18 protein-coding genes and 1 pseudogene are annotated in these 26,944 nt (G+C 44.7%); 4 read left to right on the forward strand and 15 right to left on the reverse strand.

Features of this window, described 5'->3' with window-relative positions:
• Positions 1-133: 133 nt before the first annotated feature.
• Together ACYVF1_RS08800 and ACYVF1_RS08805 are read right to left on the reverse strand one after the other, a co-directional pair.
• Positions 134-853: a hypothetical protein gene (locus tag ACYVF1_RS08800; protein ID WP_461077658.1), complete on the reverse strand. Its 720-nt coding sequence runs from the start codon at positions 851-853 to the stop codon at positions 134-136.
• Between the two features lie 26 nt (positions 854-879).
• On the reverse strand, positions 880-1,539 hold the full coding sequence (locus tag ACYVF1_RS08805) for a DUF6766 family protein (RefSeq protein ID WP_461077660.1): 660 nt from the start codon (positions 1,537-1,539) through the stop codon (positions 880-882).
• Positions 1,540-2,212: 673 nt separating this feature from the next.
• Here ACYVF1_RS08805 and ACYVF1_RS08810 point away from each other — a divergent pair.
• The 3 genes and pseudogenes from ACYVF1_RS08810 to treZ all read left to right on the forward strand — a co-directional run.
• Complete coding sequence (locus ACYVF1_RS08810) at positions 2,213-2,893, forward strand: YciE/YciF ferroxidase family protein (protein ID WP_461077662.1); 681 nt, start codon at positions 2,213-2,215, stop codon at positions 2,891-2,893.
• A 178-nt stretch (positions 2,894-3,071) separates the two neighbouring features.
• The gene (locus ACYVF1_RS08815) at positions 3,072-4,694 is read left to right on the forward strand and encodes an alpha-amylase family glycosyl hydrolase (protein WP_461077664.1); all 1,623 of its coding nucleotides are present in this window, start codon (positions 3,072-3,074) and stop codon (positions 4,692-4,694) included.
• Positions 4,691-6,397, forward strand: a pseudogene (gene treZ, locus ACYVF1_RS08820) (malto-oligosyltrehalose trehalohydrolase); the annotation flags it as partial. The gene ACYVF1_RS08815 and the pseudogene treZ, both read left to right, overlap by 4 nt.
• 305 nt (positions 6,398-6,702) lie before the next feature.
• Here treZ and ACYVF1_RS08825 read toward each other — a convergent pair.
• Both ACYVF1_RS08825 and ACYVF1_RS08830 read right to left on the reverse strand, forming a co-directional pair.
• Positions 6,703-7,392, reverse strand: a complete 690-nt coding sequence (locus tag ACYVF1_RS08825) for a DUF421 domain-containing protein (protein ID WP_461077666.1) — start codon at positions 7,390-7,392, stop codon at positions 6,703-6,705.
• Between the two features lie 7 nt (positions 7,393-7,399).
• The gene (locus tag ACYVF1_RS08830; protein WP_461077668.1) at positions 7,400-8,089 is read right to left on the reverse strand and encodes a YetF domain-containing protein; all 690 of its coding nucleotides are present in this window, start codon (positions 8,087-8,089) and stop codon (positions 7,400-7,402) included.
• A gap of 172 nt (positions 8,090-8,261) precedes the next feature.
• Between ACYVF1_RS08830 and ACYVF1_RS08835 the strand changes: the two genes are divergently transcribed.
• Positions 8,262-9,995: an alpha-amylase family protein gene (locus ACYVF1_RS08835; protein WP_461077670.1), complete on the forward strand. Its 1,734-nt coding sequence runs from the start codon at positions 8,262-8,264 to the stop codon at positions 9,993-9,995.
• A 171-nt stretch (positions 9,996-10,166) separates the two neighbouring features.
• Here the strand turns inward: ACYVF1_RS08835 and ACYVF1_RS08840 are convergent, their stop codons facing one another.
• From ACYVF1_RS08840 to ACYVF1_RS08890, 11 genes are all read right to left on the reverse strand, one after another.
• Positions 10,167-10,607, reverse strand: a complete 441-nt coding sequence (locus ACYVF1_RS08840; RefSeq protein WP_461077672.1) for a hypothetical protein — start codon at positions 10,605-10,607, stop codon at positions 10,167-10,169.
• Positions 10,608-11,137: 530 nt separating this feature from the next.
• On the reverse strand, positions 11,138-12,226 hold the full coding sequence (locus ACYVF1_RS08845) for a type I restriction endonuclease (protein ID WP_461077674.1): 1,089 nt from the start codon (positions 12,224-12,226) through the stop codon (positions 11,138-11,140).
• Between the two features lie 56 nt (positions 12,227-12,282).
• Positions 12,283-13,134, reverse strand: a complete 852-nt coding sequence (locus tag ACYVF1_RS08850; RefSeq protein ID WP_461077676.1) for a hypothetical protein — start codon at positions 13,132-13,134, stop codon at positions 12,283-12,285.
• Positions 13,135-13,145: 11 nt separating this feature from the next.
• A complete protein-coding gene (locus tag ACYVF1_RS08855; protein WP_461077678.1) occupies positions 13,146-16,199 on the reverse strand; it encodes a tubulin-like doman-containing protein in 3,054 nt (1,017 codons plus the stop codon).
• A gap of 33 nt (positions 16,200-16,232) precedes the next feature.
• The gene (locus ACYVF1_RS08860) at positions 16,233-17,012 is read right to left on the reverse strand and encodes a hypothetical protein (RefSeq protein WP_461077680.1); all 780 of its coding nucleotides are present in this window, start codon (positions 17,010-17,012) and stop codon (positions 16,233-16,235) included.
• A 21-nt stretch (positions 17,013-17,033) separates the two neighbouring features.
• Positions 17,034-21,263 (reverse strand): Ig-like domain-containing protein, encoded by a 4,230-nt coding sequence (locus tag ACYVF1_RS08865; protein WP_461077682.1) that lies wholly within the window; start codon positions 21,261-21,263, stop codon positions 17,034-17,036.
• A 50-nt stretch (positions 21,264-21,313) separates the two neighbouring features.
• The gene (locus tag ACYVF1_RS08870; protein ID WP_461077684.1) at positions 21,314-22,579 is read right to left on the reverse strand and encodes a hypothetical protein; all 1,266 of its coding nucleotides are present in this window, start codon (positions 22,577-22,579) and stop codon (positions 21,314-21,316) included.
• A complete protein-coding gene (locus tag ACYVF1_RS08875) occupies positions 22,576-23,511 on the reverse strand; it encodes a hypothetical protein (RefSeq protein WP_461077686.1) in 936 nt (311 codons plus the stop codon). Before ACYVF1_RS08875 ends, ACYVF1_RS08870 begins: the two co-directional genes overlap by 4 nt.
• Positions 23,508-24,641, reverse strand: a complete 1,134-nt coding sequence (locus ACYVF1_RS08880; protein WP_461077688.1) for an OmpA family protein — start codon at positions 24,639-24,641, stop codon at positions 23,508-23,510. The genes ACYVF1_RS08875 and ACYVF1_RS08880 overlap by 4 nt, the downstream gene beginning before the upstream one ends.
• Before the next feature lie 236 nt (positions 24,642-24,877).
• Entirely contained in the window at positions 24,878-26,032 is a 1,155-nt protein-coding gene (locus ACYVF1_RS08885; protein ID WP_461077690.1) for a hypothetical protein, read from the reverse strand.
• A gap of 19 nt (positions 26,033-26,051) precedes the next feature.
• The gene (locus ACYVF1_RS08890; RefSeq protein ID WP_461077692.1) at positions 26,052-26,879 is read right to left on the reverse strand and encodes a hypothetical protein; all 828 of its coding nucleotides are present in this window, start codon (positions 26,877-26,879) and stop codon (positions 26,052-26,054) included.
• Between the last annotated feature and the right edge of the window lie 65 nt (positions 26,880-26,944).

Genomic DNA, 26,944 nt, shown 5'->3' on the forward strand with positions numbered 1-26,944 from the left:
TGCATTTGTGACAGGAAGTAAGAAAACGGTCTTTGGATTGAAGAGTAGTAGGGTTATAAAGTTTTTGACGCACTAGCCAACTTTACAACCCTATAACCCTATAAACCTATAACCCTATAACCTTACAACTCCTCTACTCCGGTACGTAGGTCAGCTGAACAACCAGGCCCTGCTTACCGTCCTGATTCGAACGGCGCCAGCCAATTGCCAGGGGTAGATGCTGTGTCAGATATACTTCGGCTCCGAGTATTAACTGTCCATATTCATGCGTACCTGTTGCCCATTCGCCCAGCAGGTGTACTTTTTCATACCAGATTCCGGCATCGAAACCAGCGTGCATGCCAACTGTCGCCCCGTCGCCCAGGTAGGGGTGCGTGCCCGTGAAACCGCCAACAATCACTTTGTAATGGTCATCTTTAAACGCACTACTCAGGTTGACGTACCCCCAGCCAACCCAGGTGCTACGTTGGGTTGGTAATAGATTAAGTCCCGTTTGCCCACCAACGTCGAAATGCAGATTATCAGTTAGATTCACTGTCTTTTGCGCATTAATCATCAGTAAAGGCGCGTAGGGCATCTGGGTTGTGGTGTCGTTACGTTGCCAGGTATGCTGCTGCGGCAGGTAATCCAGATTGTACAGATTAACCCCAACTTCCCAATCTCGCCCCAGGCCATAATCGACTGTTGTAGAGAAACGTAGCTCCTCGCGGCTGGCATCGACCTGCTGCTGCGCAAATACCCGATGCTTGGGCGTTACATCGAAAGATGGTACGTTGAAAATGGTCTGTTGAGCCAGGCAATTCAGGCTAATCAATAACAGGCCTAAAATGAAAATAGTGTTACGTATATTCATGTCCGTTCAGCTAAACTCTACCTGACTTATTCACCCGTTTTATCATTTGGTGCATCAACCGGCTTTGATTGAGGGGAGCCTTTCTGACGAAGAAAAATAGTCAGCACCACAATCGACAATACCGACAGGAATTCACTCTGCCAGTTCTGAAGCGACTGAAACCAGAAATCGCTCGATCCCAGGAATTGCCAAAACGTGAGTACTTCCGGATCACCTTTCAGCGCGTTTTCTGTATTGTGTTCTCTAAGTCCGCCGAGGGCGTGCAGCAGGAAAGAACCGCCGAAAAGCAGAAAAAAGGCAATACTCAGCGAGTTCTGATACAGCTTAGCAATCCAGCCACCCCGCTTTACGGGCCAGGGGGCTCCTCTACGTGTCGGCGACGGTTCACGGTCAACTTCTTCCTCTTTATCAAGGCTTTTTGATTCGGAAGATCCTTTCTGGTAAAGTGAAATCGTCAGTAGTACGTAGAGGCCCATCTGAAGAAACTCGCTCTCCCAGTTCTCAAAAATACCTTCGATATTATGCCCGGTTTGGAGGTATTCTCCGTAGGAGATTTCAGGTCGTTTATAATCGCTCAATTCCTCATTAAAGGCATGCCAGCCAGCAAGGGTTTGCCCGAATAATGTCAGGAGTGTAATGAATAGCAACGTGAGCGAAAGTCCATTATTCCGCAGAAATTGTTTCATGACGTCTAGGTAAAAGCCAATGGCTCTATAATGATGGCAATGCCTATAACCGCTCTAATCAGGTTTTGTTGATGGGTGTTCAGCTAAACCCGACGGATAGCGACAAAGAGTAGTAACGTGCCGAAACAAAGGGGCCGTTTCCTTACATTTTCAGGATAATTAGTTAGGATATTTTAGGCGTTTCGAAGCAGAAGGACGTCATACAGCCCGTTACGTTAAGCTTACTGCTAATCAGATAACGGTTTTATTACGTTCACCGAATATTGGGGTAAGAAAACGTTAAACTTCTCCTCGCTGATCATGCCAGTAATCCTGACAGCTACTAAACCCCGATTCAGGTTTATTAAGATGAATCCTCTGGTCATACTGAATTCAGGCGCTGACTATCATGTATCAACTTTATCAGGATGTAATGCACGAGTTTACTGATACGTATGACGTAGCACAAAAATCGGTGCAGGAGCTGGCAGCCGTTCAGCTACGTAACGCCTGTCAATAGCACGGCTACATTAATCATAGACTGTGTACATAATCCACTTATTATGTAGAAGTAATGGGACAATAGTGATTATCCTAAATAAGCTAACCTACAGGCAATCAGGAGTTGGCCCGATAATGGCACAAAGGCACAAGTAAACTCAACAAGTATTACCCAATTAAAATCACAGTAATCATGGCAACTTTTGGAGAAAGCATCGCTAATTTTTTCGGCGGCAACGACACAGAAACTCAGGAAGGACTTCAAAAATTATTCATTACGGAGCTCAAAGACATCTATTACGCCGAACAACAGGCCGTAGATGCGCTGGCTGAGCAAGCCGATGCCTCGACTACCGATGAGGTACGTAACGCTTTCCTGCAGCATCAGGATGAAACACGTAACCAGATTGCCCGTTTAGAGCAAATCTTCAGCAGCCTCGGCGTTGATGCTGAAGAAGGAACCTGCGATGCCATTGATGGCCTGATTGATGATGCCCAACGTGGTGTTTCGAACACCGATTCTGGTACGCTGACCCGCGACGCCGGGCTGATTATCTCTGGCCAAAAGATTGAGCATCATGAGATTGCCTCTTACGGTTCGGTTGCTACGTTGGCGCGGGTGCTGGGATATCAGCAGGCGGTTGGTTTACTCGAACAAACACTTGCCGAAGAAAAAGCAGCCGATAAAAAGCTTACTACGTTGGCCGAGTCATTCGTGAATAGCCGCGCTGCCAGCGAGTCTGACAATAACGATAACGACTCAAATCAGGCTACCGGAAGTATGGTAAATCCTGACGGTACCCGTTACGATAACCCATCGGATAACCTGCTTGGGTCTAATCCGTCAACTACAGGTAATGTAATTGGCTACTAGAAGTTATAGAGTTATAAGGTTAAAGGGTTGTAGAGTTGGCCGATACGTCAGAAACTCTACAACCCTTTAACCTTATAACTCTATAACTTCTAATACCCCCATTTCCTCACTTTCTCTAGCCAATTAGGAACGTATCATTCGAAACGGGTTTAACTGCAGAACCCACTCGTATATTCGAATGCACAAAGACCAGACAAGTTATTTTTGGTGGCAGGAGGGAATCATTTATCAAATTTATCCACGGTCTTTTCAGGATAGTAACGACGACGGAATCGGTGACTTACAGGGTGTTATCCAGCGATTGCCCTATCTGGAGGAACTGGATGTTACTGCCGTCTGGCTTTCGCCAATTTATCCGTCTCCCATGGCCGACTTTGGTTATGATATTTCAGATTATAAGGGCATTCACCCATTATTTGGCTCTCTGAATGATTTTGATGAATTAGTATCTGCCGTGCACGACCGGAACATGAAACTGATTCTCGATCTGGTGCCGAACCATACATCCGATCAGCATCCGTGGTTTCTTGAAGCGCGTTCTTCCCGAACAAATCCAAAGCGCGACTGGTACATCTGGCACGACGGTCTTCCGGATGGCAGCGTACCGAACAACTGGCTCAGTGTTTTTGGAGGGAGTGGCTGGGAGTGGGACGAGAAAACGGAGCAGTATTATTACCACGCTTTCCTGAAAGAACAGCCTGACTTAAACTGGCGCAATCCAGCCGTTCAGGAAGCCATGCTCGGTACGATGCGCTTCTGGCTGGATAAAGGCGTTGATGGGTTCAGGGTCGATGTCATGTGGCACATGGTTAAGGACAAAAACCTGCGCGACAATCCCGTCAATCCGAATTATCAGCCCCATATGCCTACCTATGATCAACTGCTGCCGGTGTACTCTACCGACCAGCCGGAAGTGCATGATATTGTGCTGGCAATGCGGTCAGTGATGGATGCCTACGAAAATCGACTGCTGATTGGTGAAATATATCTGCCTATCCATCAGCTGGTTGCGTATTACGGGATTGACGGTAAAGGCGCCCATCTGCCGTTCAATTTTCAGCTATTGTTACTTCCCTGGAACGCCCAGCAGATTGCTGCCGTAATTGACCAATATGAAGGCGCTTTACCCGAAGGTGGCTGGCCCAATTGGGTGCTCGGAAACCACGATCAGCCCCGTATTGGAAGCCGGGTAGGTAAGGAACAGGCACGTATCGCTGCGATGTTGCTGCTAACGCTACGTGGCACGCCGACCATTTATTACGGCGAGGAAATCGGTATGCGCGACGTAGCGATTCCATTCCGTGAGGTGCAGGACCCGCAGGGTCTGAACATGCCCGATAAAAACCTCAGCCGCGATCCGGCCCGGACGCCCATGCAATGGAACAACCACCCGAATGCAGGGTTCACCAACGGTACGCCCTGGCTACGGCTGGCCCGTGAATTCAGCCGCGAAAATGTGTGGCGGCAGCAGGAAGACCCGTATTCGATGCTGACTTTTTACAAGCGCCTGATTAAGCTACGTCAGCAGGAACCAGCCCTGAAAGTGGGCGACTATCTGCCCGTTTCTGCTGATACGCAGCTAATTGCCTACATCCGGCAGTCGGGCGACCATGCTCGATTCTTAATTCTGTTAAATCTTAGCCACCGCCCGGCGTACTTTACAGCAAAAGATGATACACTAACGGGTGTCGTTGAAATTGCTACGTCGCCAGAGTGGGAGGGTAGCGCCGTTACCAGCGCCATTGAGCTGGGGGGCGATGAAGGGCTTTTGATACGTCTTGATGCGATTCCGAACGAATGAAAACCATTGGGGCAAATTATACCGGACAAGGTGATTGCATTTTCACCGTTTGGGCACCCGAAAAAAAACACGTAGCACTACGTATCGTGCATCCTGTTCAACGCGACGTAGCGATGCCGGCCGTTGAATGGGGCTATTTCCGCGTTGAGCTACAAGACATTGAACCGGGTACCCGCTACGTATACGTACTGGACGATGATGCTACGTGCCCCGATCCGGCTTCTTATTCTCAGCCAGACGGTGTGCATGAGCCATCCGAAGTTGTTGATCAGTCGGCCTACATCTGGCACGATGAAGGCTGGCGTGGATTGCCCTTTCATGACTTGATTTTTTATCAGCTTCATGTCGGTACGTTTACGCCCGATGGTACGTTCGAAGCAATTATACCCCGGCTGGATGACCTGGCCAGTATTGGTATCAACGCCTTGCAACTGATGCCAGTCAGCCAATTCCCGGGCGAGCGAAATTGGGGTTATGACGGCGTATATCCATACTCCGTTCAGAACTCGTATGGTGGGCCTGAAGGATTGAAAAAGCTGGTCGATGCCTGTCACCAGCGGGGGATTGCGGTGTTTCTGGATGTGGTTTACAATCACTTAGGGCCAGAAGGTAATTATGTTTCCCAGTTTGGCCCTTACTTTACCAGTAATTACTGCACGCCCTGGGGAAATGCGGTGAACTTTGATCGTGAGTGGTCGGATGGCGTCCGCGATTTTTTTTCAAATAACCCTTTGTTCTGGTTTGAGCAGTATCACGTTGATGGGCTGCGTTTCGATGCCATTCATGAAATATACGATATTGGCGCCGTCTCAATCTGGCACCTGATTCGGGATAAGGTAAATCGTCTCGAACAGCAATTGGGGCGTGCGTTGTATCTGGTGGCCGAAACCGATCTGAACAGTCCCCGCGTTGTGAAATCGCCCGAACTGGGAGGCTATGGGTTCAATGCACAGTGGCTCGACGACTTTCACCATGCCCTGCACGTGCTCATCAATAAAGCTAAGAAAGCACGCTACGGGGATTTTGGCCGAATGGAACAGCTGGCGAAAGCATATACCGATGGCTTTGTGTCGAGTGGAGAATACGTAGCGTTTCGAAAACGAAAATACGGCGCTTCGTCTATAGGTGTACCCGGCGACCGATTCGTCGTCTTTAACCTGAATCATGATCAGATTGGAAATCAGACAGGTACCGAACGGTTGTCGCTGCTGGTTGATTTTGAACGGCAGAAAATTGCTGCGGCTACTTTGCTGCTTTCGCCCTACGTTCCCTTGTTGTTTATGGGTGAAGAGTATGCCGATGAATCGCCGTTCTATTATTTCGTTAGTCACTCCGACCAGCAGTTGATTGAAACCATCCGGAAAGGCCGAAAAGAAGAATTTGCCGATTTCATTGGCGACGCTGAACTGCCCGATCCAGCCGACGAATCGACATTCATGGATTCGAAAATACGGTGGAATACGCGAAATGAGGGCCGTCACGCCATTATGTTGAGGTGGCATCAAACGCTGCTCACGCTACGTCGTACATTGCCCCCGCTACGTAATTCGAGCAAAAAAGACATCCGGATTACGCTTTTAGGTCAGGCAGGTTTTGTTATGCATCGACAAACCGTCGACGGTCAACAGCAACTAACCTGCCTGTTTAACTTATCTGACGAAGTTGTTACGTATAATTTACCAGAGTGGGTCAATACGTGGGAGAAGCAGCTGGATTCGAAAGAAGAAGAATGGGCAGAACCGGGAATGCAAAATGAAGGCGCTTTACCCGAACGGCTAAAACCTGGCCAATTGATTTCGCTGGCGCCTTGCAGTGTTACGTTGTTTTTGGGTAAACTGACGACTGGCGATTAATTTAAATTCGACAAAGCCAAAAACTCGTTAATCAAATCCTGAGTTTTTGTCATTTAGACATAGAAAGGATCTTTAAGTTTCCTGACAGTTGAGTTAAGAAACCGTAAGATCCTTTCGGCGTTAGGATGACAAAAAACAGCTATCCGTATGTTAACCTATTTCATCGCCGGGACCCATTCATTGTGCTGGCAATTATCGCAAACGGCACTGCCTTTATCTGATTTTGGTTTGGCATTACCACAATGGTGACAAACCTGCTCACCAGCGGCTTTTTCCTGCTGATTAACAAACTCTTTATCCCATTCGGGTAAGATCGACAGGCCTGGTTTTGTCTCTGGTTCCTCAATGAGTGTAAAGGCGCCGTTGGCTTCCATATATAACCGTTTTACATGGCCCAAATGCAGAATTCCGCTGGAACGAAGCTTTGCAAAAAGCAATTCGCGCGTAATACGTGAGCCTTTCATATTCTCTAGCTGCATCACCGAATTGTTAACTAACGTAGTGTCCACATCCTGCGAGAATCCTTCAAATCGCTCGTTTCTGGCTGCATAATACGCGATGATACGTTGGGTAAATATGACAACCATTGCAATGATAACAACAGGAAGTAGGCCCCGGCTTGCATCCAGAATCGGGACGCCAATAGCGGCCGCCATCGAAATCATAGCCGTCATTTCATTCCGGCTTAATTTAGAGGCCATTCGCCGGCCCATCAATCGCATCGAAACAAGCAGCAGCACATAAATAACGGCTGTTCTGACCAGAATTTCGATGTAAAAACTACCCGGAACCTCGCCCACGAGTATACGAAGCCAGTCGGAGAGGTGAATATCTTCTTTCTTCATAGGTCAATCAAAGAACAGCGTCTGCCCAGTTAGTAGCCTGACAGACTGGACAGGGGCCGGGGTTAGGCGTCGCAGGTATGGTGTTGCCACAGTTGGTGCAGGCTAATAGTTTTTCCTTTGGATGCTGGTGGATTCGGCGAACTTCATCGTCCGAAGGCGGCAGGACGGATAACCCGGGTTTTTCCTGCTCATCCTGGTATATACTGAACATACCGTAAGCTTCCAGATACAGCCGTTTTACCTTACCGAGATTATAAACATTACCGCTACGTATGGCTGCAAAAACCTGCTGGTGCGACAGCCGATTCTCCGCCATCTTATCCAGTTGGATGATACCATCTTTAACCAGAACAGTTTCCGTGCCCTGAATCTGCCTTTCTGTTTTGCTGCTTTTAAAGCCCAGCAGATTTGTTCCTCTTAAAAAAATCAGTGCACATAAAAGCGCCAGTACACTAGCCAGCAAACCCCGGTCGGGCAATTGCATGGCGGGCGAAACAATGGCCCCCATCGTCAGCATCACGATTAATTCCAGATTGGTGAGTTGGCCATTCATGCGTTTGCCAAGTAAACGCATGATTACCAACAGAATCAGATAAATTAACGTAGTGCGAATAAATACCTCTACTAAAAATTCTACTGGAGCCTCCCCAACCAATATTCGCTGCCAGTCGCCTAACTGAATGTCTGATTTGTCCATGACCGACAAACTGCATGCATACTAAATTGATTGATCTTACATGAACAATCTATGTTTTATTATATAAATCGAAGTGTATGTCCAATCACCGCGCCCATTACCTTATTAGCCTGAAAATCAGTCAACAAAAAGATTAACATGCGGTTGCTCAAGTACACTTTATAGTAATTTCATGAGGCTACTGATTTTGATTTGCTACGTAGGTATTCTGCTAGGTTGTCAGAAAAAAGATGAATCCCAAAAAACTCCACCAGCCCCTGTTCCAGCCGATTTTATAGAAGAACTCTGGTATAAAAACAGTCTATTGTATAGCGTTGACGTAGAAGTATTTAAAGACTCGGATGGCGACGGCGTCGGTGATTTTAAGGGCCTTACGCAGCAACTCGATTATTTAAAACAGCTGGGTGTTGAAGCGATCTGGTTAGCGCCTTTTCAGCCGACGCCAAACCTGGATGATGGCTACGATATTGCCGATTTTTATGGCATCGATACGCGATTTGGTACCACGCAGGATTTCGAAGAATTCATGCGTCAGGCCAGCCAACGTAGCATCCGGGTTATCATGGACTTGGTAACCAATCACACGTCTAATCAGCATCCCTGGTTCAAAGAAGCCCGTCAGCGTAAAAACTCGCCCTACCGTTCGTGGTACGTCTGGGCTAAAGAGCGGCCCGAAAAATGGGACAAAGGCATGGTGTTCCCCGGTGTTCAAAAGGATGTCTGGACGTTCGACAAGCAGGCTGGCGAATATTTTTATCACCGTTTTTACGATTTTCAGCCTGACCTGAACATGCAGAATCCAGCGGTGCAGCGCGAGATGCGTAAGATTATTCGCTACTGGCTCGATAAAGGCATAGCCGGCTTTCGGGTCGATGCAGTTCCGTTTCTAATTGAAATCGCAAAATCAGATTTCGACCCGGAAAAACCGGAACATCAGTTCGACATTATTACGCAGTTGCATCAGTACATTCAGTGGCATAAAAAAGACGCCATTCTGCTGGGCGAAGCCAACGTCGACCCCAAAGAACAGGAGCCTTATTTTGGAAAGGACGGCCAAAACATGCAGACAATGTTCAATTTTTTTGCCAATCAGCATCTGTTCTATGCCCTGGCAACTGGCGAAACAAAACTGCTACGTAAAGCGCTTGCGGACACCCGAAATATCCCGCCAACTGCCCAATGGGCGCATTTTCTAAGAAACCACGATGAGATTGACTTGGGTCGGCTAAGTGAGGCCGAACGCGATAAGGTCTACCAAAAAATGGGCCCGGATACCAACATGCAGCTCTACGACCGGGGAATCCGCCGTCGGTTGGCGCCAATGATGGGCGATCCGAAACGAGTTGAATTGGCGTATAGCATCCTTTTTTCGCTTCCCGGAATGCCGGTTATTCGGTACGGCGAAGAAATCGGCATGGGCGATGACCTCAATTTGAAAGAGCGTTTATCCATTCGCACGCCCATGCAATGGTCAAATGCGCCGAATGCGGGCTTCTCAACGTCGGCTAAAACAGTACGTCCAGTTATCCATAAAGGACCTTATAGTTACGATAGAATCAACGTAGCGGCTCAACTTTCGGACAGTGCTTCTTTGTTGAATAAAGTCGCCCGATTTGCCCGTCTGCGCAAACAATGTCCTGAAATCGGCTGGGGAAATTGGGAAATCCTCGAAACTGGTTCAGAGCATGTGCTGGCTATCCAATACCACTGGCAGGGACGTTCGTTACTCGTACTTAACAACTTCAGTGCTGAGCCACAGTCCTGTACATTAACCAACGTAGTGAAGCCAGGCAGCCTGCTACGTAACATAGAGAGCAACCAAACCGGCCAGCCAATACGTAGTGAAACCAGTACGTTCCGGTTACCCGGTTTTGGTTATTCCTGGTATCGGATGGAGGCAAAATAAGCGCTATCTCGTTTTCTTACTGTTGGGTAGGCGTAACAATTTATTGGCAAACAAAAGCGGTGGTAATACCGAAATGTAGCACTTAATTATGGGGTCAACAGGGTTAGATAGTAGTAGAAAGATTTCACAAAAAACTTGCAGAATGAGCGTATTTGAACGTTTGCGATAAGATTAGTTGGTCTTGATAAATTTTTGAACTGCCATAAAGAGAATGGTCAGGGCAACACCGATAATCAAGACGAATAAAAACGTTAAATGCCTGACTCGTCCGGATCCCGGCAGTGCCGCTTCTCCGCTGGTTTTGTCAAGATGGGCCACGATTCGGTCGGCGTTAAGAGTCTTGTTAAAATATCTCCGGCCACAGACAAAATCGTACTGTTTACCCTGGTAATATGCATAAACATGATCCGGATATTTCAGCGTACCCGCCCCCTTTTTCCTACCGGTTACCTTCATTAAGACAGAGGGGCTACTGCTGGCTATTTCATCATTTCGAGCTGCATCCAGATAAATCATATACGTAATGAAACAAAGCAACCCTGCCGCGAATACCGATAAAAGAAGTGTTGACCATCTACTTCTTTGCGTTTTTGGAGTTGTTTCGGGATTCATAAAACGAAAGTAAGGCTAGCCTTGACGTTCTGATTAAGCAATCAAGCTAGAAGTAAAATTTACGAAACTCTAATTACATCTTAGTTAAAATTACACGGAACCTGTTTAAACGTTCGGAAAAACGGTTCTAGGATAAACGTTTAAACAGATTCATGGCTAGAAAATTACCCCTATACTTTTGTCTGGCTATTAAATTATTTCAGGTATAACTAATTAATGATGAAGTTATGTATCCGCACCTTTTCTATCTGGTATTGTACTTTCTACTACTTGCCGATACAGAAAGTAATTAAAATATATATGTGTCAGATAATGAAGGCTTTGACGCCAGATGTATTGTAGTGAGGTACAAATAGAGGTCAAATGTCAAGAAATTGTATGGAGTTGGATAGTGAGAAAGTAATTAGCAGTTGTGTACGAGGAAATTGACTTTGTGTAATCAAGCAAATAGTAATCGCTTGGTAATTGCAGTTAAACAAGCGATTACTAAAAACAATCCTGTATAAAACTGCCTATGATTTGACGAGCTTTCAGTAAGCCGATAGCACCTTGATAAGTGAATCACTGTGTTGGAAGATGTCATTGATACTGGCTATTTCGTGACGTTGCTCAGTACGATTTTCATCAAATACGGTTATTGCTTTTTTAGTGCCATTTAGATGTAAGCGACAAATCGGTTTACGATTATTATTGTCCAATAGAATTGCAAAGTAGGATTGAGCATCACGGTGTACAATACGATTGGCGTCAATCGTACTACGAAGAATTGCTCTGACAATATAAAAACCTTCAAGTTCCTCTTGTGTAGTAACTACATTAGGCTCCTTTTTCTCCTCGATGGCTGGTGCAGCGATTGGTTCAATCGACACGGGTTGGGAGGTAGTTATTTCATCCTGTCCTAAAGCTGTTTTCAGTCGTTCGGTTATCTGGTCAGAAAATGTGTGTTGAAACGATTTTCGCACCAAGCTGGTAAAATACTCCATCATCTTGGCTGTGAGTGTCCCTCCGTACACTTGACGTGAGAAATGACGAACTAATGCATCCGATGGATTAGTCATCTCTTGTTGAATAAGGGCTTTCAATTCACCCGTATATTTCAGCTCACTGGCTGTGGAAATGATGGTTTCCACATCGAAGTACGATTTATGGAATTTCTTAAGCTCCTCTACCTGGTTATCTCGCAGGTCCAGCATGTTGATTTCCAGGAATGGTTTTTCATCCATTTTATTAGGTTCCTGTAAATCAGTGTAAAAACGATAAATAACCCCATTTGTCAGCACACCAAATCGGGCCTTAGTAACGTGGAAGTAACGTAGTAGCTGGTTATCATGCAGAGTAAGAGCTTGCTTCCAGTGCTTGCATTCAATGAGCATACAAGGCTCGGCAGGCCCACCGTTAGAATTTTCCCTAAGAATGGCATAATCGACTTTTTCTCCTTTTTTAGTACCAATATCGCTGATGAATTCAGGTACTACTTCAAAAGGATTAAATACGTCATAGCCTAGAGTTTGCAAAAAGGGCATTATTAGCGCCGTTTTAGTTGCCTCCTCCGTTTGAATTGAATCTTTTAAACGAGCTACCCGCTCGCCTAGTTGTTTGATTTGGTCTTTAAAATCCATAGTAAAGGACAGGTTAAGGTGTAGTTAAAATAATTGTTTATGCTAGATAGTTTGGTTCATTTATCAGCTGGACAGCACTTGGCGTAGTTATTTATTCTTTGCTCTCTAGTATGGCCTAAATTATCAATCTCACTATAAGTTAGGGTGCAAGTTGGAGGATCGCAAAATTCACTTCCTAACACTCGAGACCATTTAACGGGGGGGGGTATTGACGGGCAATTCATCGTTACCTGTGCTTCCGTTACTTTCCCATTTTGAGTAGCATGGAAAGTAAAAACGGTACCGTTACGTTTATTAGTGGGTATTATAAATACGTTCTTCGTTGCGCCCGAATTTAGCCCTTCCGCACTATATGTGATTAAGCTATTGTCTCCTCCTTCAGGCGTTAGTGTAACCAGTCTAGCTGTACAATTCAATTTGGCTTTCAATAAAAGTGGTACCGGATTTGAACATTCAGAGGTAATTGATTTACTGACTTCTTTACCATTTTGGACGGCATAAGCCAAAAACACTTTGTTGTTACGTAGTGAGTCAGGAATAATAAATTCGTTACTACGTTGATCAGGGCTTAGTCCTTCTATTCTGTAAATTATTGAATCTTCATTGCCACCAGTAGTTGATAATGTGATCAATCTAGTTTGACAATCTAGGCTAGCATTCAGAATTAAAGGGTCTGGGTCTGGGCTTGGTTCCATTAAAAGCCAAATGATGCCCGAAATGAGTAACAGTACGCCTATTGCGCCAGCAATTTTTGGCCATGGTGGACCAGGAGGTTTAGGCTTCTCTTTAATATTAGTGCTATTGCAGTTTGGACATTCTACCTCTCCATCGTCAAGTGGAAATTCTCTTGGGGGAATCTCGTCAGCCCAGTGACATTCTCCGTGATTTAGACAAATATAGGTTTTCATGCTGGTGAGGATTAGGAATTAATGATGTCAAGCGCCTGGGTGCCAGCATTTCGGAACGCTACAAAAACTGGGTCGGTAATACTATTGCCTCTTTTGACCTTAAAGGCATTAATTTCTTTAACCACCTTCTCTTGTAGTTCTTTCCGTTTGCTTATATGTAGAAATTCACCAGACAATTTAGCTTCAACCTCTTGCTTGAGGGCTGCTAAATCCTTTATTGGCATATTTTCCTGTGCATGATGCAAGTCGCTACCTAGGAAGACTGGGTCAGCATCTAGGCCATACTTATCTTTTCGTAGCAAGGCTAGTTGCTTCATCCCCCGTTCATCTTCGAGTTCTGCGAACAGACCCATTGCAACGGCGATAATTAGAAAAGGAGTATATTCATTACGAGTGATTGTCTTAATATATAGATCCGGGTGTTGCGTACCATCTCCTTCCAAATGAAGTAGCATCCGGTTCTTTGCTTTCTCGGCGTCATTTGGGTGATGAACCACCTGTCTGTCATAGCCCTGTTTAAGGTAATTGAGTTGCCCGACGAATCGTAGTGGAAACAGATTTGTCACCGTCATTAGTACAATTTCGTGCTGCCGACGTGGATCGTTCTGCGGCACGATAGAAACGCTGACGTTGCCCGTCGTTGAAATATTCTGACGGAATGCTTGCTCCAGTTGTGTAACGAATGCTTGTGAACTAGGTACGTGGGGGATTATAATCGTGTATGTAGTGACTCTATTAGGCCTCACTGGAATACCGTCGCCTCTTTTGTTGATCTCATCTGAATTAAACCGAAGATAACTGCCTGATTGCTTGACGATGTCTCGAATAAAGACAGTCAGCGCGTTAGGGTTGCCAGCGTATTCTTCCTGTAATTTGTCGATGATGCTCTGCCCCATGAACTGCTGCGGTTTATTGAGACTGGCATGCCACACAGCCGCATTCTCTTCCGAAGTTTCGGACAATGTGTCTTGAAAAACTGTTGAAGTGATTTTACTATTGAAGTTGCCGAATGTCGGATTGCTCCCCAGAATGCCCAGCAGTTTGCTACGAACGTTACCAGCTGTGGTATGTTGGAGATTCTTATTTTGGACGAAATTTGGTAGTGCCTGAGTAACTTTATTTCTATCGTAAAAGCGTACGACGTGCTCATTTAAATCCCGACCATTATCCTGCAAACGCTCCTTTAATTCGGTGGAGAACTTCTCAATAGATACTGACAGTGTTTGAACTGTTTTAGCAATGTCTTTTTGTAGGGCAGCCAGAAGAATGTCATAACTGCCTAGTAACGACTTGGCAAACTCCCATCCCGCTAATGTCGTGCGCTGGCGATACCATTGCGATAGTACCTCTGTATGGGCAATGAGCATGTTTTTGTGTTTGCCCATACCCCGTGATAAGACGCCAATGCTGCTATATTGCTTATTGTTATCGCTGAGCTTATTTTCTTCGTTAGGTATCTCCGATCGAAGCTTCGTTATGCGGCCATCGACTTCATTTATTTTATCGCGTACCCAAACGCTAAGCTGCTCAGTAATTTTCTGAATATCGAACATGGAATATTGTCCAGATTTCCATAAATCGATTAATTTGCTTTCCAATGACTGAATCATTTCAGTTGCAATAGCGTGTTTGGCCGAATCCTTGTTAGCGTAAAAAGTCTTGACACCGGCCCCACGATACTCATTATCAAACTTTTCAGCGAACAGTCGCTCCACCTCTCGCAGCCACTGCGACCAGTCCTCGTTCATAGCAGTATTCATCATCGGCCCGGCCACTACAGGCCAGTACTCGCTAATTAAACGCCAGTTTTTGTTTGCCTTATCGCTTTCAAGTATGCCTTTGGAATAAATCAAATGGTCGTTGGTAAGCGACCATGCTTCCAAATTTGCTTTGTCCTGTACATACGATGTGAAATCGATATTCTTAGCCTTGTTATCCCAGCCGGTATTATCGTTCCAGTTGTTGTACAGCAAGTGTTGAGTTGCCTGATTGGCCAGGGTCAGCGTTGTATATTCTCTAATTTCCTCTTCTGGAATTGCAATCCGCTTTAAACCAAATGTGAGGAAGCGTTTGCTTCGCTCCATCATATTCGGATCATTTGGCGAAGGTTCTGGGCTACTATCGCCATTCTCTGCGTTCTCTTGACGGCTGAACTCAGCCTGAGGATGAGCTTGCTGCCCAGCTACCTGTACTGTCTCAAGCGCAACTATTTTCTGATAAAGAAAGTCGGCAATAACTTCTGGTAATCGCTGATCGACATCAACCAGATAACCATTCTCATTCTGATTCGAAAATAGATAGCAGCCATTGAATGGGTCTTGCAGGTCTAATTGTAATTGTGTACTATTTTCGGCTGTTAAGTCAACCGGCTTAAATGTGCCAATGCTTAGAGCATTCAGTTCGCGCAGAGCTGCATAGCCATTAGCATGATAAAATCCAGTCATATCCCGGTTGGGCTTAGGCTGTTCATCAGGTAAAAACGCATAAATCACAATCCGATACTGCCCTGGTCCCGTCGGTCTGTATTGTTTCCTAATTTGTGAAACCATGTCTACAACTGTACCGCTACCGGTTCCACCAGCCAAGCCACAACAGATATGAAAGGTTACGTTTTGGTCCATCGAAGCCTGCTGGAGGTCTTGCACTTGTGCTCGAAGTGCATTATTGACGGCTTGGATATTCGTTGCCATAAGGAATCGGCCCAAGCGTCGCTTCTGCCCACCCGCAGCATCACCAACTAAGCTACCTAGGACGTCATTCCACGTAGAACGGTCGCCAATCCACGGCTGAATACCCGGATATTGATCGACGGAGTTAAGAACTGATTTAAGATCTTGCCCCTTAATACGCACTTTACTGTTTTCACCGAGTTGAACGCTCTTGCCCAAGATTTTCCAGGTTGAGTCCTCAATGCCCATCAGTTCCTCACTGGAATCGACGTACAAATAGCCTATGTGGGTTTTATCTGGATTAGTCTTTCGGAACTCCTGATAAATGGTTTTACGAAAAGCACGAATGACCTTGCCACCTGTACCCCCCAATCCAATGAGTAAATGATTTGCCATAGTAAATGATTGTTTTAATTTATAAGCAGGCAGCTATTTCCTAATTCGTATGTCTTTATAGGCAGCATATCCGATTGCCCCTAGAGGGATAGACATAACCATTAGGTATAAGACTAGCAATACAATGCGCGATAAGGTAACAGTGCGTGGTGTTTGCAGGGAAAGTTGAGTTTTTATAGTCCCAGCAGAGATATCAATTGCTTTTTCCGCCGAATAAGTACTGCCGGGATTGTTCATAAAATAGTTTGCTACGTCACTTGATATATTATCTGCTGATTTTGCTGCATTTGACCAGATAATTTTACTCAAAAACGGATGTTCTTTATCAAAATGCGCACAAGCAGCACTAGCATATATCTTAGCTGCCAGCTCTTGTGAGGCTTTTTTCGTTACAGGAATAAGATGGCCCCCTTGTTCTGGAACTGGTTGGTTATCGAAGTTTTCGACATTTAGTGCTTTTATTTTATAGTAAGCATCTCTAAACGCTGCCTTACCCCACTGCTCGTCAGCTTTGATTTCATAGCCCTCCCAAACGCTGACTATAGTCGTTGCAACATCCTTCATGTACTTTAGCCCGCTGAAAGCTAATACGAAAAAGAAAGTTAGAACGCTAGCTATTAAAGTTAGAACTTGATGAGTTGTCGTTAATCGAAAACGCCGATTCCAAAGCTTTACGTAGTTGTTGCACAGAAACCAGGATAGGCCAGCTATAAAAAGGGCAATTAATAGGGTAAGCATAAGTGCAGAGCGGCTTCTGGCAATTAACATGACGCCCTTGGTCAATAAACTAATGAGTTCAAACAGTGTGGACATAGAAAGTTATGACTTAGTAGTCTATTGTTTGGTAATTCGCTTTATGATTATGTCGGTTTTCGTCTTTACTTTCAAAAAATACAGTCCAGCAGGTTGGCCATCCAGTTGAAAGATTTCAGTCTGGGATGTGGGAGTTGATAATCGTGTGACCTGCCGAAGGATTGTACCCTTCACGTCAATAATTTGTAAGGTTGCCTCCTGCTTTATAGGTAAATGCCATTCAACCAATAAATTATTAGTAACGGGATTAGGGTAAGCGACGATTGATATTGGTTCGGGGCTTAATTGGTTACCCAGAGGGACGTTGACACGTAGCACATAAGGAGCTCCTACTTCACCTGGCCCACATGAACTAGTTAGGTTACTAATTGTATAGGTGGTTGTACTGGTTGGGCGTACCCATGCTACATAGAGCGAATCTTTTGAGTTGTTAATGATTACTGGTTTAGTGTTCCAGTTTGTAGTGAATGTCCAAGGTGCATCACCAGTTAGCCGGACACGAATAGCAGTGCTGTCTCCCGGATATATGGCACCGTCGCCGGAAATTGTAGCTGTAGCTTTGGGTGACACACGGACCTCAACGGTACTATTCAAGCTTTCACAATTATTGGCGTCTTTCTGGGTAACATAATACGTTGTTGTATTAGCTTGGTTTGTACTTGGTAGTACTCGTGTCAATGCTGGACCAGAATGATCGGCAGCAGAATACCAGGTCAAATTGGAGCCGGTAGCTGAGAGTGGAATACTCGTTGCTCCAATGCAGAACGCAACTGTTGACTGAACTCCTGGTGCGGAGGGTAATGGTACAACGGTCACATTAATCTGAGCCTTAGAGCCATCGCATCCATCAATCTTTTGAGCAACTAGGTATGTAAAGGTGCCTGGCTGGGATGTAACGGGGATAGGCGCCACTTCACCGCTGCCCGTAATTCCTGGCCCTTGCCAAATCAGATTCGAGCTGGGGGAAGCGGTTAAGGCCCCCACTTTACTTGATTGGCATAGGATCTGATTCGCAGTAACGCTAGGAGCCGCAGGACGAGCAATTACAGATACAGACACGGGTTGTCGTAAGCTTTCGCATCCACTGGTGTCGGTTTGTGTTACATAAAAGGTTAGAACTGTTGCGGTTTCCGTGAAGAAAGCGGGCGATGTGTTGGAACTAGTGCCGCCCGTAGCTGTTGAATACCATTTTAGGCTTGATCCGTTTGCAGTTAGCGGACGGGGAACTTCATCAACACACAATCGGACAGAATTTGCAACAGGCGGTGATGGAGCAGAGCGTACAATAACACTGACTGTTGTACGTGGACTCTCACAAGTATTAACAGTCTGCGTAACCGAATAAGATTGTGAACCTGCCGATAATGTGCTAGGAGTAGGAGAGCCTTGTAATTTACCAGACTGATTATACCAGCTCAGGTTGGAGCCAGTAGCTGTCAGCGAACTAGCCGTGCTAAATTGGCATAAATAGGTGGGTGCTGGAATCGCTGGGGCATTGGGTATAGCAAAGACGGTTGCTTGAACAGCAGCCCGTGGACTTTCACAACCATTAATGGTTTGAGTTACATAAACTGTTTGATTGCCAGTATTTTGGTTATTCAGCGTTGGAGGTTGAGTTGAGCCAGTACCACCAGTGGCCGATGTGTACCATAAGGCGTTTGGTACAGAACTGGAAAACTGACCCTGTCCTCCCTGGCAGATTGAAACGCTGTTGACAGCTGGGGCGGAAGGCGTAGCTACTATCGATACTTGTACTGACTGACGAGTACTTTCACAGCCATTAGCATCTGTTTGAGATACGTAGAAAATATAAGCAGTTGCCGCGTCGGTGACGAAGCTTGGTGAGTTTGCCTGACCCGTGCCACCCGTAGCGGTTATATACCATTTCAGATTAGAACCTGTCGCCGTTAGGGAACGCGGGTTTTCTCCTACACAATATCGCGAATTGGTGACTAAGGGAGGATTTGGAGCAGCCATAATCTGGACTGTAATTGCGGCCAGCGCGCTCTCACATGTGTTCACAGTTTGGCTTACTGAATAAGACTGGGTTCCTGCAAATGATGTATTAGGGGCAGGTGAACCTGGGAGTTTACCAGACGAATTATACCATGTCAGGGAAGATCCTGTTGCAGTTAGTGAGCTTGCAACTGCATTCTGGCAAAATGATGTAGATGCTGGTAAGCTGGGAGCGGCTGGTAGATTGCTGACCACCACTTTAACAGCACTCCGTGAGCTTTCGCAGCCATTTGTTGTTTGAGTAACATAGAATGTTTGTTCTCCTGCTGTCTGACTATTGACCGCTGGTGGCTGCGAAGACCCTGTTCCCCCTGAAGCAGTAGAATACCAAAGTGCATTAGGAACAGAAATTGGTAGTTGTGCCTGCCCCCCTTGACAAAGGGTAACGCTGTTAACGGAAGGTGCAATTGGTATAGCAATGACAGATACTGATAATGGTTGACGTGCACTTTCACATCCGTTAATCGTCTGGCTAACGTAATACGTGCTGGATTGATTATTTGGTGGGGTTGGTACACTGTTTAGGGGTTGAGTACCAGTGCTGGTTGTGTACCATTTGAGGTTCATTCCTGTAGCACTCAACGGCATTGTTGTGTTTCCAGAGCAAATGGTTAAATTAGTTACGTTCGGATTATCAGGACGACTCAGAGTTATTGGACTTGATACAGGGGTAATGGAATTACTATAATCTGGCGTACCGGAGGTTGTCGGTTTTTGTACCATTACCTGAATGCGGTAGCCTGTCCCCGAAAATAAAGTTGAAGGAATGATTACAGAAATAGGACTGGTCATCCCATTACCTATATTCTGCGCGTTTTGAAAACTTCCAGACCCATCAGAGATCTGAACTAAATAAACAGCACTCGTCGGCAGAGAACTGCTGGCTGTAAACGATACAAGAGTTGCCGTTCCAGGGCAGTAAGTTCCTGGTAGTGGGCCTGTTGTAATGGTTGTTTGTCCGACAGTGATTTGAGCGAATCCATTAATAACATTGCTTACTCCGCATCTACTGTCTGTAAAGGCTTTTATAAAGGTTTTGTCATAATCGGTCGACGCCAAAAACGTGGGGTTTATTGTCGTTGAATTAGAAGATGAAAGCCCCGCACGCGTAATACCGTTGTCAGTATACGTAAACGACCATGGAGCGGTACCTGTAAAGTCTAAACGTATAGGTGCCGTTGTGCCAGCCGAAATAGTTGAACTCCCTGATATTGTCATTGTGGGCAGTGACGATACGGTGAATGAGCCGATATTACTTTGTACGTTAGTTGCTGTGGCGGCTATCTGAAAACGGTACGTTCCAGTTGTCAGGTCAGTGGGCAATGTAGCTCTGATTGGCGAAGTAGAACTTAAACCCGGCAGGTCTTGTGATACACTACCATTTGTATTGACTAACTGAACTTTAAATGTATTACCACTCGGAAATGTACCCGTCGTTGAAAAGGGGAAGGTCACTGTCGAGCCTGCACAGAAACTACCCGAGAGGCTACTCGTTGAAATACCGGTAATCGTTGGGGAACTAGTCCTTATCGTAAATGAAGAACTGAGACTGCCATATACATTATTCATAAGTCCCTGTGTGACTACCTGAACCCGATACAAACCGGAAGTTGTTGCTGACGGTATCGTCGCCCTAATCGAACGAAGCCCTCCGGCGCTGGAGCCCGCTTGTTCCCGACCGCTGTACTGATCTGTAGCGTTGAGCAAATCACCTACCAAAGTTCCATCCGCCGTTAGTAGTTGCACTTTGAACTTACGGGCCGTAAGGGCGACAGGAAATGTTCCTGCTCCTGTTCGGTAATAAACTATTATTTCGGAGCCGGGTGAGGTCTCCGTTACTACGTTTGTATTAACAGTAGTAATACTAAGTGGCTTTACTGTAATGACGATAGAACCGCTAACTGGTCCTGAAAATGCTTTGATTTTAGATTGATCAATGACCATACTAGCGACCGGACGAATCGCTACAAAACCATCGTTACTTATCTGTTTGGTTACATTTTCGCCTGGAGAATCGATCTCGAAATACCGTGTTCCATTCCCGCCAAATTTGGCGTAAAAGGAAGCGTCCCCGATTTCGGAACCTGCTTGAAAAACATTTCCATCGAAAGCCAGTTCGGGATTAGCCGCAGGATCACCGTATGTCAGTGTTAGACTGGTCTGGGCATTTGCTGCTATTAAATAATTAAAAAAAAGTAGGATAACCAGCCAGTATCTATGTAAACCTATATCCATGAAAAACAGAACTTATCGTGTGGTCGATTGCGCTAATCTTAATTCTACGTCTATATTTTTCCCGCCTTTAGCAGATGCCTGATGCCATTAATAAGCAAGCCACTACCAATAATACCGCTGCCATAAACAGCATAAATTCCCGGCTGGGCATAATTAGTAAATGTCATTGGTGTTGCTGGAGAACCAGCCGGTTGCTGAGATAAAGTCTGCCAGATAGCATATTCATTATTCAATGCGCTCAGGCGATTTATATAGTCGCTATGACTTTGTTGTAGTGAATGGTAGCCAGCGTAGCCAGCACCCAGCGCAAACGTCCCAGTAACGATCTGAAGCCAGCCCAATGTTTTATACTTGTGTTTAAGTCGCTCCCGTTCTTCATCAGTTGATAGTGATGTTTGTAGGAACGTTAGTACTGTACCATCAATTCTTCGGAAAGTGAGTCGCTGATCATCATTGGTTAGCATGATGCTGATCTTCTCCTGACTAACTGCGCCTTCGGAACTGCGCTGGAAGAAGCCAAGGGGTAGTGCTTGAGTCGATGATTGGATTACATTAAGCCAACGCTTATCCCAACGAACGGTAACTGAATCTGTATTTTCAGTGCTTTTAAATAATAATTCGTTACCTCTGATGTGAGGTTTTGCCCTAAAATCCTGGGTAATGACAGGAGCACTCAGTACGGTTAGACCCTCGCCCGGCCTTAAAAAGCCTAAGCGTATAATAAATGTACGCCACTTGCCGTCGACTTTATCAGCTCTTAGTTCCGCCACACGCTGTAGTGGTTTATACGGCGTGTTGAACTGATTATGCTTACCTGTAAAAACTGAGGTGAAGAATACTTTTATATACGGATACTCTTTCCCTTCCACAACAGCTGAAGAAACAATTTGGGAGAATTTTATAGTAGGGTTGGCTGACTTCGTATAAAATAAATCCAGGTCTCGCAGATACCGTTCAACCTTTAGATCAGCTGTATTATCTGCATTTACGTGTTTGGGATCAATGTCATCTTCTATAATGATAGCATCATTGTAAAATAGTTGGTTTTGATTCGGCAAATAGCTGTTTCGAATTACGGAATTTCGCTCCGACTCTGTAATATCTGTGCTGCTCAATAACCCAAGTAGAGTCTCTAAATTTGCAATCTTGTCTTTAGCCTGAAATGTAATTTCATCCCTGTCGCGCTTCGTTATTGGCCCTTTTTTTTGATCACTATTGACTCTAGCCGTATAAATCTTTACGCCTTTCTGTGCGAGCACAGGTATGTCTACCAGCAATAGCGCTAATAAAAAGAATAATGTTAATGTGTACTTCATTGGCAGTTAGCGTAAAAAATACGTTGCCGGATACCATCACTTCGTGAGTATCCGGTTGAATAGTTGGCTTTGTTATACTGGTACTGATAATTAAATGACTGATCTCGAATTATACGTCCATTCTCGGATTGCCGAAGGTTACTCGTAATGACGTTATGAACTGATGTGTGTCCTCCGAGGTCGAGTAAAGGAATGCCTCGGAATAATAGCTGGGTTTTATTCCAATGCGGACGGTTGTCGTAAGTGAAGTTACGTTCGGTCTGAGTCGTTGCAGTCGTGAGCTTTTCGCTTTGTAGCTGACCTTGGTTGTCATATTGGAAGATGGTGACTGTTCCATCTTTCAGTGCTTTTTTTGTTACTTTTCCATTTGTCAGCTGTATGTCAGCGTTTAACTCCGTGGCTAATGAAAGTATTCCGGCTGCATTAAAAGTGAAGGTCCGAATCGCCGATTTTTGAGCATCTGTTTCGACGTAAGTTTTAACTTTCCCCATTTCATACGTATAGAGCCAAAATCCAACAGCTTGCCCGGATTGAGCATTAGTAATAGTCACCTGCTGTACTTGTCCCTCCTGATACGTATATGTATAGGTTTTGCTTTCTTGGGTCTGAATACCTGTAGAAGTATATGAAATGCGCTGTTCACTTAGTGTAGTCAGATAATGATCAGCAGAGTACACGAATTTTTGTTTGGTACTATTTGTGAGTCGATCATTCACCCACTGACGATATACGATTTCTTCTACAGAACCGAACGTATTGTATTGATAGTAAGTAGTATCGTGAACAGCTTCATTGACATTTACAATGCTATAAACCTGACAAGTTACTGGAATAGCAGAGGAAGGTATAGCTGGTTCTTGATGACAGGCGATCGTTCCAATGAATAAACAGACAAGCCAAAAAACAGCCACTACCGGGTAAAATTTTCTCATTGAGCCGTAATTAGTTTTAAGGACACCCGTCGATTCAGTACTCTGTTAGCTTCCGTTGTGTTGGGCACTATGGGCTGAATACTGCCTATTCCTTCCTTGACAAGACGATGTTCTGGAATACCCTTACTGGTTAAAAAAGTAGCGGTTGCGCGGGCTCGATACAAGGACAGTGTTTGATTAATTTGCGGGTTACCTACATTATCAGTATGACCAGTAATCTGTAAGGTATACGATGCGTGTTTTTTTAAATAATCTGCGACTTGTACTAACACGGCTTGTGAGTCACTTCTTAGCTGATAGCTACCTTGCTCAAAGTAAATGATTGGAATAGAATCAGGGAGGATAAGTGAAACCTGACTGCCTAACTCAGTCATACCCGATGTTGAAGTCTTTGTTTTAGAATTGATAAACGCTTGATCTGATGAGTTAGGTTGGGGTTGGAGGACAGTCGTAAAATTCAGACCAGTATGCAGTCGCATAGGCTGTTTAACTTTTTGTGTTGGGTAACTGACAATTAGTTCAAATGATTTGGGTAGTAAGTCGTAGGCAACAAACTGGTGATCATAGCCTACCAAAGGAGAGAGCAGTATCGTCTGTTTTTTGGCGAGAAGCTCACACTGATAAGCGTTCGGCGCATTGACTGTCAATATTGTTAGATTGCGTTGTAGCCTAATTTCATGTTTATACGTACGGCCATCCAGATGCTCAATAAGCATATTGCCCACATAAGGTTGGTAGCCAGTCGCATTAACCTCCAGGGCGACTATGTCTTTTTGCTGAAAATTAACGTTTACTGATCCATCTGGTCCTGATTTTATGCACTTTTTGGCTCCTGTTTTTGTGTAGAAAAAGCAAACAGTAGCGGACAAGGGTTTATTCTGAATTGCATCCGTAATCATAAACGTATCATGCTGAACACGTTGACTGGTTTTGGATAATGAGTCGGTTGTTGTAAAATCAGACTGGACATAACTCGTCTGTTCCGTTTGCATATACGGTTTATCCAAGCTTTGTTTATCCACTGATACTAGCGGCAATAACACCGTGATCAAATCGGTATTAATACCTTTCGGCAGTTGAATGGCAATATTCTGGGGCCGGTAGCCTGCATGTTTAATTTGCAGTGACATAACCCCACAGGGAAGCCATCCCGAGAACTTGCCTGAATCTCCACTAGTACTCAAAGGAATTCGTGCACTCGCAGTCAGGGCTATCAATTGGGCCGAAGAGACTGGCTGTTTAGTAGCTTGATCTATGACTATTCCTTTGACTTGGAGGCAGTTGGAGTTAGACATCTCCTGAGCTTGAGACAAAAGGGGAATCATCAATAATACAAAGAATAGCCTATTCACGGTCAAGAGCAAATTCACTGAACTGATACGCCAATGGAGCCTAGTAGCAAATTCCACTTTACATCGTCTTGACCATCTTTGATCAAATGATACCGCTCTAGTTTTACGCGTACGTTCTTTGGAGTTACATCACTATAAAGTGTACCATTACCACGACCGATAAAGGTTTGTTGTGCCGTAATGACACCGTAGTAATTGCCATCTGTCGCTTGTGTTAATTCTTTAAGATATTGTATCTCAGTCCACTCGATTTGGGTTGAGCTATATGGAAGTAGTTTTAAGTTGTTTAAGTAAGTACGAATTGTATATTTTCGTGATCCCGGTCTATTATTAGATGTCACTTCAATAGTAGCCGCAGGCATGAATAAAGAAGCTGCTTGATCAATAGCTTGATTTCTAGCATACATAGATTGGGACTTGTCTGTTATCACATTTAGATAAGAGGCAAATTCATCAACTTTGCTTATCCCTTTTTTGCGATAATACTGAAGTTCTGTATCACTAAGAGTCAATTTGCTACGTCGGGAATCTGCTGCCTGCTGACTAACATTTTGAGCTTGTGTGGGAGTAACCACGGGGGAGGGTTGTGGTGTAGCTTGGGCAGGAGTTACAGATGTTGGCGTGGTTGTTTGTGAACTAGACGCGCCGATCAGTTTTTCTACATCAGCCAAAACAGAGGTGACCTCGGATGGTTCTTTCAATAAGGTATGCCGGCCATCTTTGTGGAAAATGGCAATGAGTTCACTCTTGGGGATGGATGCCGGTTTATTATCATTAGTAAGATAATTAACTATGACCCCCTCATCGTATCGGATTGTTGCTGGAATGATCTCAAACGGTACAGCTTTCAGCAAGTAGTCTTTACCCTGCCAGGCGGTTGTTGTCAGAAACGTTTGTAATTCCTGTTTGGCTTGAGTTAGATCATTACTCAGCTTATTAATGACCAGGAAATTTCCTTTTCTGAAGGCAACAAGAACGTTCTGACGCTGAAAACTGCGTGTCCCCACTTTATCAGATTGCACTTTAAAAATAATCCGTTCTTCTGTTAGATCGGTTATTTGTGCGTTATCTATTCGATTTCCGTTAATCGTATAAATAGCGTCCTGAGCATATAGGAATGCTGTTGATTTAAGTAAAAGAATGAAGAGAAGTAGTAAATGTTGTTTCATAGGGTGTAGAGTGTAATTACTAACGCATTGATTTTACGAGTTGATTTGTCGCATCAGTTATAAATGCTTCGAGTTCATCCTGATCTAACGCCTGATAAGGTTTAGAGGTAAGCTTTCGCAACTCAGCCTTTTCACCTGGCCGTAGCCAGGAACTTCTAGTGAAAATCCCTTTCGAACCTGATTTCTTGTATATACCTCGGCACCCTTCCAGGCAGGGAGTATAATGAATTTTATAGGAGCCGACAATTTCGTTCGTTTTTACGTAAACCAGCTTAAACTCTACGGATGCGCCCCGCATGTCACGGTACTCATTAATAAGCTTCTGTTGATCATCTGATTCAGTATAGCACACATTAGTAGTGTAACCAATCGGATTATCCAAGCGGACCAATTCCAGAATTAAATCAGTATCGGTTAGGGAGCTGATATTAGAATAGGCAATACTTTGGTTAGCATCAAGTACCTGATTGAAAAGTCCTCTATCACGGACACTGAAGCCTTCTTTAAATAGTTGTTTCTCTATTGCATTATAGAGAGCTGTTTCGTCGTATTGAGAATCAACATATTGGACTTTAGCTGACGAACGGCCATTGCCCACTTGCCGAACTATGACCGGATTAATGACATCCGAACGTTGGTTAGTTGTGCCCTGTGTGTTGGTAACCCCCTTCCTAGTGTTCGGTACCCGAAGTACAATACGTGGTGCCTTCTTGATTAACATTATTTCTGTCAATGCATCCCCCGAACTAAGTTCTGGCTGTTTTTGGGCAAAGCGTACAACAGCTTTTTGGCTGCAACTCGCTGAAATAAAACACAGTAAGGTTAAATAGAGATATAAGTTCCTCATGTAAATGTAATAGTGTGAATACGATCTAAAACAGAATGGCAAACATACTTATTTAATTATCTATT

Source organism: Spirosoma flavus, from assembly GCF_054778555.1.

What these genes read in the sequence shown, in the direction of transcription:
- ACYVF1_RS08800 (WP_461077658.1), bottom strand. Translation starts at nt 853, where the DNA reads ATGAATATACGTAACACTATTTTCATTTTAGGCCTGTTATTGATTAGC.
- ACYVF1_RS08805 (WP_461077660.1), bottom strand. Translation starts at nt 1,539, where the DNA reads ATGAAACAATTTCTGCGGAATAATGGACTTTCGCTCACGTTGCTATTC.
- ACYVF1_RS08810 (WP_461077662.1), top strand. Translation starts at nt 2,213, where the DNA reads ATGGCAACTTTTGGAGAAAGCATCGCTAATTTTTTCGGCGGCAACGAC.
- ACYVF1_RS08815 (WP_461077664.1), top strand. Translation starts at nt 3,072, where the DNA reads ATGCACAAAGACCAGACAAGTTATTTTTGGTGGCAGGAGGGAATCATT.
- ACYVF1_RS08825 (WP_461077666.1), bottom strand. Translation starts at nt 7,392, where the DNA reads ATGAAGAAAGAAGATATTCACCTCTCCGACTGGCTTCGTATACTCGTG.
- ACYVF1_RS08830 (WP_461077668.1), bottom strand. Translation starts at nt 8,089, where the DNA reads ATGGACAAATCAGACATTCAGTTAGGCGACTGGCAGCGAATATTGGTT.
- ACYVF1_RS08835 (WP_461077670.1), top strand. Translation starts at nt 8,262, where the DNA reads ATGAGGCTACTGATTTTGATTTGCTACGTAGGTATTCTGCTAGGTTGT.
- ACYVF1_RS08840 (WP_461077672.1), bottom strand. Translation starts at nt 10,607, where the DNA reads ATGAATCCCGAAACAACTCCAAAAACGCAAAGAAGTAGATGGTCAACA.
- ACYVF1_RS08845 (WP_461077674.1), bottom strand. Translation starts at nt 12,226, where the DNA reads ATGGATTTTAAAGACCAAATCAAACAACTAGGCGAGCGGGTAGCTCGT.
- ACYVF1_RS08850 (WP_461077676.1), bottom strand. Translation starts at nt 13,134, where the DNA reads ATGAAAACCTATATTTGTCTAAATCACGGAGAATGTCACTGGGCTGAC.
- ACYVF1_RS08855 (WP_461077678.1), bottom strand. Translation starts at nt 16,199, where the DNA reads ATGGCAAATCATTTACTCATTGGATTGGGGGGTACAGGTGGCAAGGTC.
- ACYVF1_RS08860 (WP_461077680.1), bottom strand. Translation starts at nt 17,012, where the DNA reads ATGTCCACACTGTTTGAACTCATTAGTTTATTGACCAAGGGCGTCATG.
- ACYVF1_RS08865 (WP_461077682.1), bottom strand. Translation starts at nt 21,263, where the DNA reads ATGGATATAGGTTTACATAGATACTGGCTGGTTATCCTACTTTTTTTT.
- ACYVF1_RS08870 (WP_461077684.1), bottom strand. Translation starts at nt 22,579, where the DNA reads ATGAAGTACACATTAACATTATTCTTTTTATTAGCGCTATTGCTGGTA.
- ACYVF1_RS08875 (WP_461077686.1), bottom strand. Translation starts at nt 23,511, where the DNA reads ATGAGAAAATTTTACCCGGTAGTGGCTGTTTTTTGGCTTGTCTGTTTA.
- ACYVF1_RS08880 (WP_461077688.1), bottom strand. Translation starts at nt 24,641, where the DNA reads ATGTCACTGCAAATTAAACATGCAGGCTACCGGCCCCAGAATATTGCC.
- ACYVF1_RS08885 (WP_461077690.1), bottom strand. Translation starts at nt 26,032, where the DNA reads ATGAAACAACATTTACTACTTCTCTTCATTCTTTTACTTAAATCAACA.
- ACYVF1_RS08890 (WP_461077692.1), bottom strand. Translation starts at nt 26,879, where the DNA reads ATGAGGAACTTATATCTCTATTTAACCTTACTGTGTTTTATTTCAGCG.